Annotated in this window: 15 protein-coding genes and 1 other RNA gene; 9 read left to right on the plus strand and 7 right to left on the minus strand. The window is 65.2% G+C overall.

Annotated features, from left to right (window positions below; translation table 11 throughout):
• Nucleotides 1-4: 4 nt before the first annotated feature.
• From OQZ28_RS00370 to OQZ28_RS00395, 6 genes are all read left to right on the plus strand, one after another.
• Nucleotides 5-343: a P-II family nitrogen regulator gene (locus OQZ28_RS00370; protein WP_110569573.1), complete on the plus strand. Its 339-nt coding sequence runs from the start codon at nucleotides 5-7 to the stop codon at nucleotides 341-343.
• A 121-nt stretch (nucleotides 344-464) separates the two neighbouring features.
• The gene (glnA, locus tag OQZ28_RS00375; RefSeq protein ID WP_130732432.1) at nucleotides 465-1,925 is read left to right on the plus strand and encodes a type I glutamate--ammonia ligase; all 1,461 of its coding nucleotides are present in this window, start codon (nucleotides 465-467) and stop codon (nucleotides 1,923-1,925) included.
• A 185-nt stretch (nucleotides 1,926-2,110) separates the two neighbouring features.
• Nucleotides 2,111-3,187 (plus strand): NAD(P)H-quinone oxidoreductase, encoded by a 1,077-nt coding sequence (locus OQZ28_RS00380; protein WP_458134815.1) that lies wholly within the window; start codon nucleotides 2,111-2,113, stop codon nucleotides 3,185-3,187.
• Nucleotides 3,168-3,959, plus strand: coding sequence for an alpha/beta fold hydrolase (locus tag OQZ28_RS00385; protein ID WP_130732433.1), 792 nt, complete (start codon nucleotides 3,168-3,170; stop codon nucleotides 3,957-3,959). The genes OQZ28_RS00380 and OQZ28_RS00385 overlap by 20 nt, the downstream gene beginning before the upstream one ends.
• Nucleotides 3,960-4,086: 127 nt before the next feature.
• Nucleotides 4,087-5,244: an energy transducer TonB gene (locus OQZ28_RS00390; RefSeq protein WP_458134816.1), complete on the plus strand. Its 1,158-nt coding sequence runs from the start codon at nucleotides 4,087-4,089 to the stop codon at nucleotides 5,242-5,244.
• Between the two features lie 29 nt (nucleotides 5,245-5,273).
• Nucleotides 5,274-6,728 carry an AMP nucleosidase gene (locus tag OQZ28_RS00395; protein ID WP_458134817.1) on the plus strand — a complete coding sequence of 485 codons (1,455 nt, stop codon included), beginning with the start codon at nucleotides 5,274-5,276 and terminating at the stop codon, nucleotides 6,726-6,728.
• Nucleotides 6,729-6,833: 105 nt separating this feature from the next.
• Here the strand turns inward: OQZ28_RS00395 and OQZ28_RS00400 are convergent, their stop codons facing one another.
• From OQZ28_RS00400 to OQZ28_RS00420, 5 genes are all read right to left on the minus strand, one after another.
• Complete coding sequence (locus OQZ28_RS00400) at nucleotides 6,834-7,649, minus strand: TIGR00282 family metallophosphoesterase (RefSeq protein ID WP_130732436.1); 816 nt, start codon at nucleotides 7,647-7,649, stop codon at nucleotides 6,834-6,836.
• A gap of 16 nt (nucleotides 7,650-7,665) precedes the next feature.
• Entirely contained in the window at nucleotides 7,666-8,277 is a 612-nt protein-coding gene (locus OQZ28_RS00405; protein WP_458134818.1) for a 5-formyltetrahydrofolate cyclo-ligase, read from the minus strand.
• A gap of 9 nt (nucleotides 8,278-8,286) precedes the next feature.
• A non-coding RNA gene (gene ssrS, locus OQZ28_RS00410) (6S RNA) lies at nucleotides 8,287-8,445 on the minus strand.
• Nucleotides 8,446-8,454: 9 nt separating this feature from the next.
• Complete coding sequence (locus OQZ28_RS00415; RefSeq protein WP_130732438.1) at nucleotides 8,455-8,796, minus strand: cell division protein ZapA; 342 nt, start codon at nucleotides 8,794-8,796, stop codon at nucleotides 8,455-8,457.
• A gap of 3 nt (nucleotides 8,797-8,799) precedes the next feature.
• A complete protein-coding gene (locus OQZ28_RS00420) occupies nucleotides 8,800-9,066 on the minus strand; it encodes a hypothetical protein (RefSeq protein WP_458134819.1) in 267 nt (88 codons plus the stop codon).
• A gap of 80 nt (nucleotides 9,067-9,146) precedes the next feature.
• Here OQZ28_RS00420 and OQZ28_RS00425 point away from each other — a divergent pair, with 80 nt between their 5' ends.
• The 3 genes from OQZ28_RS00425 to thiE all read left to right on the plus strand — a co-directional run bounded on the left by OQZ28_RS00425 (nucleotide 9,147) and on the right by thiE (nucleotide 11,229).
• Entirely contained in the window at nucleotides 9,147-9,533 is a 387-nt protein-coding gene (locus OQZ28_RS00425) for a hypothetical protein (RefSeq protein ID WP_242621904.1), read from the plus strand.
• A 59-nt stretch (nucleotides 9,534-9,592) separates the two neighbouring features.
• Nucleotides 9,593-10,513: a class I fructose-bisphosphate aldolase gene (locus OQZ28_RS00430; RefSeq protein ID WP_458134820.1), complete on the plus strand. Its 921-nt coding sequence runs from the start codon at nucleotides 9,593-9,595 to the stop codon at nucleotides 10,511-10,513.
• Between the two features lie 83 nt (nucleotides 10,514-10,596).
• Complete coding sequence (gene thiE / locus OQZ28_RS00435) at nucleotides 10,597-11,229, plus strand: thiamine phosphate synthase (protein ID WP_458134821.1); 633 nt, start codon at nucleotides 10,597-10,599, stop codon at nucleotides 11,227-11,229.
• 76 nt (nucleotides 11,230-11,305) lie between these two features.
• On the opposite strand, the gene OQZ28_RS00440 is transcribed toward thiE, so the two are convergent.
• Together OQZ28_RS00440 and epmA are read right to left on the minus strand one after the other, a co-directional pair.
• Nucleotides 11,306-12,313 carry a hypothetical protein gene (locus tag OQZ28_RS00440; RefSeq protein ID WP_458134822.1) on the minus strand — a complete coding sequence of 336 codons (1,008 nt, stop codon included), beginning with the start codon at nucleotides 12,311-12,313 and terminating at the stop codon, nucleotides 11,306-11,308.
• A gap of 233 nt (nucleotides 12,314-12,546) precedes the next feature.
• The gene (epmA, locus tag OQZ28_RS00445; RefSeq protein ID WP_458134823.1) at nucleotides 12,547-13,569 is read right to left on the minus strand and encodes an EF-P lysine aminoacylase EpmA; all 1,023 of its coding nucleotides are present in this window, start codon (nucleotides 13,567-13,569) and stop codon (nucleotides 12,547-12,549) included.
• Between the last annotated feature and the right edge of the window lie 21 nt (nucleotides 13,570-13,590).

Raw genomic sequence — 13,590 nt, forward strand, 5'->3', positions numbered from 1 at the left:
AGGCATGAAAAAGATCGAGGCCATCATCAAGCCCTTCAAGCTCGACGAGGTGAAGGATGCCCTCCATGAGATCGGCCTGATGGGCATCACCGTCACCGAGGCCAAGGGCTTTGGCCGCCAGAAAGGCCACACGGAACTGTATCGCGGCGCGGAATACATCATAGACTTCCTGCCCAAGGTAAAGCTTGAAATCGTCTGCCCCGATGACATGACCGAGCGCGCGGTCGAGGCCATCATGGCCGCGGCCCGCACCGGCCGCATTGGCGATGGCAAGATCTTCATCACCCCTGTCAGCGAGGTGATCCGCATCCGCACGGGCGAGCGGGGGCCTGACGCCATCTGAGGGTTGGCCTGCAAACATGGGTCTCATGGCCGCTGGCCTATCGACAGCGGCCCTGCGTTTCCGTAACCATAACCGCCGCGCCGCATGGAACGGCACACCAAAGTCAGGACAGGTAATTAACATGGCAAAAAAAGCACAGGCTTCAGCCTCGGTTTCCACACCGTCGCATTCCGCTGAAGCCATCGCGAAGGTCTTTGAAATCATCAAGGAAAACGCGGTCGAGATGGTTGACCTGCGTTTCACCGATCCGCGCGGCAAGTGGCACCACACCACCCAGTACGTCACCACGATCGAGGATGACACCTTCCGCGAAGGATTCATGTTCGACGGTTCTTCGATTGCTGGCTGGAAGGCCATCAACGAAAGCGACATGATCCTGCTGCCTGACCCGACCACCGCGGTGATGGACCCGTTCTCCGCCAAGCCGCAGCTGATCCTGATCTGCGACATCGTGGAGCCCTCCACCGGGCAGTTCTACAACCGCGACCCGCGCGCCACCGCCAAGCTGGCTGAGCAGTACCTCAAGTCGACCGGCCTGGGTGATACCGCCTTCTTCGGCCCCGAAGCCGAATTCTTCATCTTTGACAGCGTGCGCTTTGGCACCGGCCCGAACTTCGGCACCTACGAGCTTGAAAGCATCGAAGGCCCCGGCGCGTCGCTCAAGGACTACCCTGAAGGCAACATGGGCCACCGCCCGGGCGTCAAAGGCGGCTACTTCCCGGTCGCACCCGTTGACAGCGAAGGCGACCTGCGCGCCGAAATGCTGACCACCATGGGCGAGATGGGCCTGCCCATCGAGAAGCACCACCACGAAGTGGCGCAGTCGCAGCACGAGCTGGGCACCAAGTTCGACACGCTGGTCCGCTCCGCCGACTTCATGCAGATCTACAAGTACTGCGTGCACAACGTCGCCCATTCCTACGGCAAGACGGCAACCTTCATGCCCAAGCCGATCTATGGCGATAACGGCTCGGGCATGCATGTGCACCAGTCGATCTGGCGCAACGGCAAGCCCACCTTCGGCGGCAACGGCTATGCCGACCTGTCCGATGAAGCGCTGTACTACATCGGCGGCATCATCAAGCACGCCAAGGCGCTGAACGCCTTCACCAACCCGTCCACCAACTCCTACAAGCGCCTGATCCCGGGCTTCGAGGCACCCGTGCTGCTGGCCTATTCCGCCCGCAACCGTTCCGCCTCGTGCCGCATCCCGTATGCGACCAGCCCGAAGGCGAAGCGCGTCGAGGTCCGCTTCCCCGACCCGACCGCGAACCCCTACCTCGCCTTTGCCGCCATGCTCATGGCCGGCCTCGACGGCATCAAGAACAAGATCCACCCTGGCGATGCCATGGACAAGGATCTGTACGACCTGCCGCCCGAGGAACTCAAGCAGATCCCGACCGTGGCCGGCTCCCTGCGTGAAGCCCTGACCGCGCTGGAATCCGATTTCGAGTTCCTGCTCGCCGGTGGCGTGTTCACCAAGGACCAGATCGAGAGCTACTGTGAAGTGAAGTGGCAGGAAGTCTACAAGTTCGAGCACACGCCGCACCCGGCCGAGTTCGAGATGTACTACTCCGTCTGATCCTGCCTCCCCCCACGGGGAACGGGACCGACATGAAAAGCGCCGGAACCTTGCGGGTTCCGGCGCTTTTTTCATGTCCGGCCCTATTGGTGCGCGCACGTTTGCTCGATTGCGCGGCCCGCGCACTGGTCGCAGCCGACATATCGCCTACACCTTGGGAGCCTCCACCAACGCAAGGACAGACCATGACCCAGCCACCCCCCGCCACCATGCAGGCCGTGACCGCAAGCGAACCGGGAGGCCCCGATTCCCTGCGCATCGCCACCGTGCCCGTGCCCCGGCCCCGCGCGGACGAGGTGCTGGTGCGGGTCATGGCCGCAGGCATCAACCGCCCCGACATCATGCAGCGCCAGGGGCTGTATCCACCGCCACCGGGCGCCAGCCCCCTGCTGGGGCTGGAAGTGGCGGGCGAGGTCGTGGCGGTGGGCGAAGGCGTGCCACCCGATGCCTTTCCCATGCCGGGCGCGCGGGTATGCGCGCTGGTCAATGGCGGGGGCTATGCGCAGTACTGCACCGTGCCCGTGGGCCAGTGCCTGCCATGGCCCGCAGGGTTTGACGCGCTGCATGCGGCCGCACTCCCCGAGACATTCTTTACCGTGTGGTCCAACCTGTTCATGACAGCGGGGCTGAAACCCGGCGAGAGCATGCTGGTGCATGGCGGCACCAGCGGCATCGGCACCACGGCCATCCAGCTCGTGCATGCGCTGGGCGGCACGGTTTACGCCACCGCCGGCACGGACGAGAAATGCACGCTATGCACCACGCTGGGGGCGCGCGCCGCCATCAACTACCGCACCGAGGACTTCCCCACGCGCATAAAGGAACTGACGGATGGCGCGGGGGTGAATGTCATCCTCGACATGATTGGCGGGGCCTATATGGAGGGCAACCTCAAATCCCTTGCCGTTGCCGGGCGGCTGGTCATCATAGCGCTCCAGGGCGGGGCGAAGGCCGATGGGGTCAGCCTTGCTCGCATCATGACCCGCAGGCTGGTGGTGACCGGCAGCACGCTGCGCCCGCGTGATGCAGCCTACAAGGCTGAAATCGCCCGCGAACTGGAGGCCCATGTCTGGCCGCTGCTGGCACAGCGCGCCATCCGCCCGCTCATCCATGCCACCTTCCCCTTTGCGCGGGTTGCCGACGCCCATAAACTCATGGAAAACGGAACCCATATGGGCAAGATCATGCTGGACCTGCAACAGCCTGCCCCGACAGACGACCGGACGATAGGAACACAAGCTGGTGCTACTGAACGTCATTGAGCGCGGACCCGAGCAGAGCGGGCCCGACACGGCCGGCAGGCCCCCCATCGTCCTGCTGCACGGCCTGTTCGGGCGGGCGCGCAACCTTGGCTTCTTCCAGCGCAGGCTCGCACGCACAAGGCGCACGCTGGCCATCGACCTGCGCAACCATGGCGAAAGCCCGCACGGGCTGATGGACTACAACACCATGGCGGGCGACCTGCTGGAAACGCTGGCCCACCACAACGCGCTGCCCGCAACGCTGGTCGGCCACTCCATGGGCGGCAAGGTGGCCATGACCCTGGCCCTGACCCGGCCGGGCATGGTGCACAGCCTGCTGGTAGCCGACATCCCGCCCGCGCGCACCGGCCACGGGCAGTTCGCGCTGGGCGAGCAGATGCTGCGGGTGCCGTTTCCGCCCTTTCTCAACCGGGCGGGAGCGGAGCGCCTGCTCCAGCACTACATCCCCAACACCGATGTACGCGCGCTGATGTTGCAGAACATCCGCGTGGGGGAAAATCCCGGCTGGAGCATCGGCCTGCGCGAGATGGTGGAATCGATGTCCAATGTCGAAAGCTGGCCCTACATCCCCGAAGGCTATACCTATCCCGGCCCCACGCTGTTCCTGGCGGGCGGGAATTCGCCCTATATCCGCCCCGAACATTATGCCATCATGCGCAGGCTTTTTCCGTGCTACCGGCTGGAACTGATCGAGCGGGCAGGGCACTGGCTGCATGTCGAAAACCCGGAGAGATTCGCCGAACTGCTGGAAAACTTTGTCGAAAGCTACTGAAGTAGCCCTCCGTTACGCATCCGGTCCTTGACAGCCCCCCCCCAGGCGTCAGTTATGCTGGCAACATGCCAGGGCAGGCAGGTAGGCCCCGGCAACAGATCCACATGGCGGAGACCCGCAGCCTTTCATGACGGTGACACTCAGTCCCTCCTCCCGGCGGCCAGATGCCGTGGAGCCCGTACTGATCCCCCGCGACCCGCCTGCTGGGGGCGGCCTGCCACGCAATGGCCGCACGGAACAGTACAACCCGCCCGGGCGCGAAAGGCTGCTGCCCGGCACCCCCGTGCCGCCACCACCCGGCTACCGCAAGCTGCGCCCCATGATGTCGGGCCTGATCCGGCCCGACACGGTGGAAACGCCCGGGCCAGGGCGCGCCATCGCCATATCGGGGCTGCTGCATGCCGCCCTCCTCGCCGCGATCCTGATTGAATCTACCCATCACAGCCAGCACGGCACGCCCGATGCCTCGCAGACCGAGCCGCAGGTGGAGATGGTGTTCTCGCCCCCCTCGTCCAGCGGGTTGCAGGGCCAGTCCTCACCCGACATGGCGGGCGGGCAGAATGCACCAAAGCAGGCGCAGAACAAGCAACCCAGCGCGCAGGAAAAGACAGACAACCCGCAGCAGAACAACGAGGATTCGTCACCCTCCCCCAACACCGCCAGCGAGCAGACCCCCTCCGCCCCGCCAATGAGCGATGCGCCCTCCGACCTGTCTGTGCCGCAGGCGGAGCAGCACGACCAGTTCAACCCCGCCATGCAGAACTCCGGCCATGGCAGCCGCCCGGCCCAGCAGTCGCACAGCCAGTCCGCGCCCAATGCCTATGCGGCGTTGCAGCACCCGATGAACTGGTCGCTCTCCGCCTCCCCCCTGCCCCGGCGCAGCAAGCAGGGGCGCGCGGGCGGCACCGGCGGGCCGATCGACCTTTCGCTCGGGCCGGTGGTGCAGAATGGCAAGGTCAACGCCCCCTATTCCAGCAATACCCAGATCAGGGGCGTGAGCGAGGATTATGGCGCGGAACTCGATCGCTGGATCCGCAGCCATATGTACTACCCGCAGGAAGCCGCACAGGCCGGCGAGGAAGGCCCCTCGTCAGTGCATGTGGAACTTGACCGCGACGGCCACGTGACCAAGGTGCGCCTGACCGGGCAGTCCGGCTCGTACTATCTTGATGCGGCAACGGTGGGCATGTTCCGCAACGCCCAGCTCCCCCCCGTGCCACCCGACATGCAGGGCGATACCTTCCCCATCGACCTGACCATCAACTACATCCTGATCCGCCGATAACGCGCGGGCAGCCGGGAGATTTCATCGCCATGGACACAGCACGACTCCTGCAGCAGGCCGGGCATGACTTCCACGCCTTCGACAATGCCGATGCCGCCGTGGCCCGCATTACCGAACTCTATGACCACGCCGCCGGGTTGATCCGCCGCGCCTTCGCCACGCGCGATACATCGGGCCTGGAAAACGCGGTCTATCCCTACCTCGCCTTCATGCCCGCCACGGCCCTGCCCGCCGATGGGCCGCGCCCGCCCTTTGACGTGGTGCTCGAGCCCGGCTTCTATGGCACCACGCTCACCCGCCCCGCCCTGTTTGGCGCCTACTGGCGCGAACAGATCGAAAGCCTGCTGCGCCATTACCGCACGCCGGTCATGGTCGGCCTGTCGCGCCAGCCCATCCCGCTCTCCTACGTGATGGAGGAGGCGGTGACCTCGCTGACCGAATCCGACCTTGCCTGGATCCAGGCCCATTTCGCGCTGCCTGACCTGCACGTGACCGACGATTCGATCGCCAATTGCGACTACATCCCCCGCCCCGGCGTGCCGCGCCCGCTCGCGCTGTTCACGGCCCAGCGCACCGATTACTCGCTGGCGCGGCTGCACCATTATACCGGCACGGCGCCAAGGCATTTCCAGCGTTTCATCCTGCTCACCAACTACCAGCGCTATGTCGATGCATTTCGTGAATACGGGCATGCGCAGGTGGATGCGGGGTCGGAATACACGGCGTTTGTCGAGCCGGGCGAGATCATCCACACCCGCGAAGCCCCGCACGCGGCCACCCATGCAGGCCAGAACCTGCCGCAGATGCCCGCCTACCACCTGTGCCGCCCCGATGGCGATGGCATCACGCTCATCAACATCGGCGTGGGCCCCGCCAACGCCAAGACCATTACCGACCACCTGGCCGTGCTACGCCCACATTGCTGGCTGATGGTGGGGCACTGCGCGGGGCTGCGGCGCAGCCAGAAGCTGGGCGACTACGTGCTGGCGCATGGCTACCTGCGCGATGACCACGTGCTGGACGACGACCTGCCGCCCTGGGTGCCCGTGCCCCCCATTGCCGAGGTGCAGATGGCCCTGCAGGACGTGACCGCCCGCGTGACCGGCCTGCATGATGCCGAGGTCAAGACCCGCCTGCGCACCGGCACGGTCATGACCACCGACAACCGCAACTGGGAGCTGCGGCTGGGTGCGCTGTTCACGCGCATCAACACATCCCGCGCCATTGCGGTGGACATGGAATCAGCCACGATCGCGGCCAATGGCTTCCGCTTCCGGGTGCCATACGGCACGCTGCTGTGTGTTTCGGACAAGCCGCTGCATGGCGAGCTCAAGCTGCGCGGCATGGCCAATGCCTTCTACCGCGAGCGCGTGCGCCAGCATCTGGTGGTGGGGATCGAGACCATGCAGCAGTTGCGCGCGCAGGGCGTGGACCGGCTGCATTCGCGCAAGCTGCGCGGGTTTGACGAGCCCGCTTTCCGCTAACTCATTAAAATCATAAAATTTTTTGGGTGCCGCCTTTTTTCAGAAAGGCGGCATTCCTTTGAAGCTTTTTGGAAAAAAGCTTCACCAAGAACTTTGATCTGTTGATCAGAAATCCGGCAGTGTCGGGGCCAGATGCCCGCCCTGCCGCACCGGGGCCATGCGGCGGGCCAGGCCGGTGGCGTCATCGGTTTCCACCATCATGCCCGCGATGCTCGCTTCACCCTCCGCCGGTTGCAGGCGCTCGCCGGGCATCTTGCGCACGAATCGGGCAATGGCAGCCTCCTTGCCCATGCCGATTACGCTGTCATAATCGCCACACATGCCCGCATCGGTCTGGAAAGCGGTGCCGTGGGGGAAGATGCGGTGGTCCGCCGTGGGCGTGTGCGTGTGCGTGCCGATGACCAGCGACACGCGGCCATCAAGGAAATGTCCCATGGCCCATTTCTCGCTCGTGGCCTCGGCATGCACGTCCACCACGGCGGCGTGCATGGTCACGCCCAGCCGGTGGCGCGAGAGGATATCGGTCACGCTGCGGAAGGGGTCATCCATCGCATCCATGAATTGCCGCCCCATGATGCTGACCACCAGCGCCTTGCGGCCATCGACGAGTTCCACCACCACGCTGCCCTGCCCCGGCGTGCCGGGCGGGTAGTTGGCGGGGCGGATGATGCGGGGTTCGCTGCCGATATGGCCGATCAGGTCGCGCCGGTCCCAGCTATGGTTACCCAGCGTGATGACATCGGCCCCCGCCTCAAGCAGGTCGCGGCCGATGGCGGGCGAGAGGCCAAAGCCGTGGCTGGCGTTCTCGCCATTGACCACCACGAGGTCGAGGGCGAGATCGCGCCGCAGGCCGGGCAGCCGGGAAATGACGGCCTCGCGCCCCACGCGCCCGACAATATCGCCCAGAAACAGTATTCTCAAAAAAAACAGCCTTTATCTACCGCGTCCGCCCGTCACCACGACACCGGATCCATTCACGCTCGGTCACGATCGCGGGCAGCGCCACGTCATACCGGCCGGTCGGGATGCACGCCACTTCCTGAAAGGAAAAGCCAAACCCCACGGCCCGCGCCGCAGGCAGGCTGGCCAGCGTGCGATCATAATAACCCCCGCCATATCCCAGCCGCATGCCCCGCCTGTCAAATGCCAGCAGCGGCACGCACACCACATCAGGCTGCACGATGGGGCCTTCGGGGTGGGATGTGCCAAAGCGGCCCGCGCGCATGGCGCAGCCCGGCTGCCACAGGCGGAAGGCAAGCCTATGGCCCTTCGGCGTGGTTTCGGGCAGGGCAATGCACAGGCCATCGGCGTGGAGCGCGTGCATGACGGGCTGGAGCGCGCTCTCGCCGGGCAGTGGCCAGACAAGGGCTACGGAATCGCCTGCGGCAGCCATGGCGCGCAGGGCGCGGACCATGCGGTGCTGGAGGGACTTCTCGGCCATCTCGCGCCCCGGCGCCGTGGCAAAGGCGGCCCGCCTGCTGGCCATGACGCCACGCAGGGCCTGTTTGGCATGCGCGGTGGACCACGATTCGTTTGCGATGGAAGTCATGGGAAATGATACGGAGCCGCCATGGCCGTTGGTCGGATCAGCCCTCCCGGACCTGCTGACGCAGGTGGGCGCCAGATAACGTGACCACGATCACGACAGTGCCAGCTCCCTAGGAAGTGCTTATCGGCCCAGGGGTTGAATCATGCCTGACGCACCCGGCAGCCCCGCCCTTTCTATCTAGTCTTCTTCCAGTGCATCCGCAATGTTTTCCGCACGCTCGACAAGATGGGCAAGCTGCTCGGCGCGGCGTGCGTTCTCGATGCGCGCCTGCCGGCCCTGCGCAAGCTGGTGGGCGGTGTCCGATGACATCTTTTCCGCCGTCAGGTCATGGATCTCGTCGGCCATGAGCAGGGCGGCGAGCGCAAGCAGCCGCCCCTCGCCGCTGTGGCCACCGAGTTCGCGGATGCGCTCGATCCGGCGCTCGACTTCCTGCGCCATGGCCTGGAGGTGTTTCTCCTGCCCTTCCTTGCACCCCACGGCGTAGGAAAAACCGTTGATGCGCACGGTAACCTGGCTCATGGCCTATTCCTCCCCGCTGGTGGTTTCCCCACCTTCATCAAGCACGTCGCGCACGCGGGCAATGAGCACATCGATATTGGCGGCAAGTGCCTGCAGGTCGATATCGGGCGTGGGGGGCTGCTGGATGGCAGCCTCCGCCGTGCGGCGATCAAGGGCGAAGGCGATGCGATTGAGGGCGAGTTCAAGGCGGTCAGCCGGATTCTCTCCAGCCTCCGAGGGGGAGCGCGCGGCGTCCTGTTCCGGTGGCATGATAATATCAGACACGTTCATCCTTTCCCTCGTTCCTCCCCTTGAACTGATCGCGCGGTGCGGTTTCAACGTCAAGCATGATCGACAAACATGACCATTATATGCCGCTTATAACAGTTTCAGGCGCAGGAGAGCTGGCGCTGGTCACCAACACGGCAGCATCGCTACGCATGGCGTGCGCCGTGGTTTCCCCGCCGGGCGCCGGATGTTTCATGGGAGTGCCGTGGTGGGCGGCGCTGGTGGCAGGCTGCCCGCTGCCCGCCTGGCTGGACTGCGGGCAGGCGGCGGGCCATGCGGCAGCCGCCCTGCGCGCAGGATTGAGCGGTGTCATTGTCAGCGCCACGGCCCCGCAGCACCATGCGCTGGCATCACTGGCACGCATGACGGGTGGCCACGTCCTGCACCAGCGCCCGCATGCGCTGGAACTGCCACCAGAGGGTGCGAGGGATGCGCTGGAAAGATACCTGCGTGCCCCCCGCATGCCATGACAGGACCGCCCGGGCAGGCGCAGGATGCACGCACACCCATCTGCCAAGGGGAACGACACATGACACTGACACCACAGGTCAAGGCCATCCTTGACCACTATGAAAGTGACACGCCGGGCACCAAAGCCAACCTCTACCGGCTCATGAACACCGGCAAGCTCGCGGGCACCGGCAAGCTGGTGATCCTGCCGGTTGACCAGGGCTTCGAGCACGGGCCGGGCCGTTCATTCGCCCCCAACCCGCCCGCCTATGACCCGCATTACCACTATTCGCTGGCCATCGAGGCCGGGCTGAACGCATTCGCAGCGCCCCTGGGCATGCTCGAGGCCGGGGCCGGCACGTTTGCGGGCCAGATCCCCACCATCCTCAAATGCAACAGCTCCGACAGCCTGACCACGCAGAAGAACCAGGCCGTGACCGGCACGGTGGCCGATGCGCTGCGGCTGGGCTGCTCGGCCATCGGGTTCACCATCTACCCCGCCAGCGACTACCAGTTCCACCAGATGGAGCAGCTGCGCGAGATGGCGCGCGAGGCCAAGAATGCGGGGCTTGCCGTAGTGGTGTGGAGCTACCCGCGCGGCCCGATGCTGGACAAGGCGGGCGAGACGGCCATCGACATCTGCGCCTATGCCGCCCATATCGCAGCCGAGCTTGGCGCCCACATCATCAAGGTCAAGCCCCCGACCGAGGACCTGTGCCTGCCCGCGGCCAAGAAGGTCTATATCGATGAGAAGGTCGATATCGCCACCCTGCCCGCGCGAATCCGCCACGTGGTGCAGTCGGCTTTTGCGGGCCGCCGCATCGTGATCTTCTCGGGTGGCGAGCACACCACCACCGCGCACCTGCTCGACACCATCCGCGGCATCCACCAGGGCGGCGGGTTCGGTTCGATCATCGGGCGCAACACCTTCCAGCGCCCGCGTACCGAGGCGCTGAAGCTGCTTGGCGAGATTACCGGCATCTTCGCGCAGAAGGCCTGATCCTTCCGCCAGTGCCCCGCATGGCAAGGCTGGCCATGCGGGGGCTGTTCGCAGCCGTCCCGGTGGCATAGGATCGGCCCGACATGACCGATTGCCAGCTCTATCTCATCACCCCCGAATCGCTTGATCCGGCCACCTTCGCCCCCCTACTGGCCGAGGCGCTGGACGCAGGCCCGGTTGCGGCGGTGCAACTGCGCCTTAAAAACGTCGATGACGACACGATCCGCCGCGCGGTGGAGGTGCTCCAGCCCATAACCCATGCGCGGGACGTGGCCTTCATCATGAACGACCGCCCCGACCTTGCCGTAAGCTGCGGCTGCGACGGGGCGCATGTGGGCATGGATGATACCGATGTGGCCACCGCCCGGCGCATATTGGGTGACAGCCTGCAACTCGGCGTATCGTGCTATGACAGCCGCGACATGGCCCTGCGCGCGGGCGAGGCCGGGGCGGACTACGTGGCGTTTGGCGCGTTCTACCCCTCGCCCTCAAAGGAAACCGAGGTGCGGGCCGACCCGGCGCTGCTCACGTGGTGGAGCAGCATGATCGAACTGCCGGTCGTGGCCATTGGCGGCATCACGCCAGAGAACTGCGGCACGCTGGTGCGCGCAGGGGCGGATTTCCTGTCGGTCATCAGTGCGGTGTGGTCGCACCCTGATGGGCCGGGTGCAGGCGTAAAGGCCATGAACACGGCAATCGCAGCCGCAGAAGAATAAAAGCTTTTGGTGAAGCTTTTTTCAAAAAGCTTCGAAAGACACCGCCTTTTTGAAAAAAGGCGGCACCCGAAAACTTTTAATCCATGACCCCTGTCTGGCGCTGCAGGTAACCTGCCCACCGCCGCACGGTCGGGCTCCGGTCAGCCTCAAGCACAGGCACAATCAGCGCCAGATCGGGGAAATCCCGCCAGCAATGCGCCAATGCCCGCAGCGCCGTGCGCCTGACCATGGCCGAACGGTCATGCAGGGCTGAGGCGATCAGGGCATTGCGGTCAACGGGCAGGCTGATATCACGCCGCGCCAGTACTGGCGCAGGGCGGTTGAGGCCCAGTGACCTGTTCACCCATTCCCGCCGGATACCCGTTTTCCACCGGGCCTGCCCCCATAGCAGCACCTGTAGCGCCGTGGCCCGCACGCTGGCCTGCCGTGCCATGCCCGCCAGCATGGGCAGGGCAGCATCAAGCAGCGGCGTACGCAGAAAGGCGCGCAGGGTCACGCCCAGCGAGCCATCGCATGCGGTGGCGAACCGCGCGACCAGTTGCACCCGCACGGCGGGCCGGGCAAACAGCCGGTCCATGCAGGCGGCCTGCGCGGGCGCCCAGCGGGTCCATTCCTGCCAGTGCCCCCGCAGGGCCAAGCCCATGGCGACCGCGACATCAGGCGCAACCTGCAAGAACAGCCTGCCCGCGCACCGTGCAGCAGCCTCGCGCACGGGGCCTGCCCAGTCATTGAGGCGCATGGCAAGGGCCGCCAGCATGAAAAGCGAGCGCGGCACGGTGGCCAGCGCGTTGAGGGCAGCCTCGCGCACATGGCCATCGCGATGCAATATGAGAACCTGCGCCAGCATGGGCATGGTGGCCAGCACGCCGCATATCAGGCGGCGATCCTGTTCAGGGTCCACGGGGTAATAAAAACAGCACAGCGCGTTTCTGATCCGCACGCTCGCCGTAACAACCTGCACTGCCGGCAGGCCATCAAGCCCCGCAACACACGCCGCGACAAGGGCAATGGGCGGTCTGGTCCCCGCCAGCAGGCATTGGCCAAGCGCTACCAGATCCGCCTCCAGCGCAGGGGGGCAGGTCATAATCCGTCAACATGGTAAGAAATGCTCCATGACCGGGTTCAGGCACCCCGAACGGGATGAATACCTGCCGACATGAGGCCGGTGATCTTTTTACCAGCGAGGCAGAAGGTTGCAAATCCTAATATACCAAAAAGAACAAATGTTTTTGGGTGCTGCCTTTTTTCAAAAAAGCGGTGTTCTTTGAAGCTTTTTGAAAAAAGCTTTACCAAAAACTTTTATTTATTTTGAATGGTTTACGACGCGTCTCCCAGCCACTGCACATCCGCAATCCTGTTCGTGCCCGCTGCCAGCATCACCAGCCGGTCAAAGCCCAGCGCAATACCCGCACATGGCGGCAGGCTGCCAAGGGCGGACAGGAAAGCCTCGTCCATCGGCCAGTCCAGCCCGGATTCGCCGGGGTAAAGCCCCAGCCGCCGCGCCCGGTCGGCCTCAAAGCGGGCGCGCTGCTCGGCGGGGTCGGTCAGTTCCTCGAACGCATTGGCCAGTTCGATACCCCCCGCATATAGCTCGAAACGCAGCGCCACGCGCGGGTCCGCCGGGTCACGCCGGGCCAGCGCCGCCTGGCTTGCGGGCCAGTGGGTGAGGAAGGTGGGGCGCGTGCGGCCGATATGCGGCTCGATGCGTGCCATCATCAGGCGAAAGAACAGGTCCTCCCACGTCTCATCGCGGCGCAGGTCACAGCCTGCGGCCTCAGCCAGCGCCGGGGCGTCGCCCTCATGCGCCAGAATGTCCACGCCCGCATATCGGGCAAAGGCTTCGGCCACCGTCAGCCGCTCGAAGGGGGCAGCAATACTGATCTCATCCCCGCCCGCCCGCACCACCGGCGGCAGGACGGCACGCAGCAGGGTTTCGGTTTCATCCATCAGACTGCCCAGCGTGGCGCCGGGGCGGTACCATTCCAGCATGGTGAATTCATGGGCGTGCAGCCTGCTGCCCTCGGCATTACGCCACACCCGCGCCAGTTGGTACACAGGCAGGCCGGTGGCGGCAACGATGCGCTTCATGGCAAATTCCGGGCTGGTGTGCAGCCACAGCCGCTCGCGGCTGCCATCAGCGCCTGCCCGCTCGGTGGCAAACACCTTGAGATGCACCTCCTCGCCCGGAGTCGGCACGGCGTAGGGGGTCTCGACTTCCGTGTAACCGCGCGCATCAAAAAAGGCCCGCACGCCGCGCAGCACGAGGTTGCGCCGCAACAGCCGCGGCAGGCGGTCGGCAATGCGGGCGCAGTCGGGGCGTGGGGGCAGGGACTCGGGCATGGGGCACGCTCTTTGGTTGCA

It is taken from the genome of Komagataeibacter sp. NFXK3 (assembly GCF_054182245.1).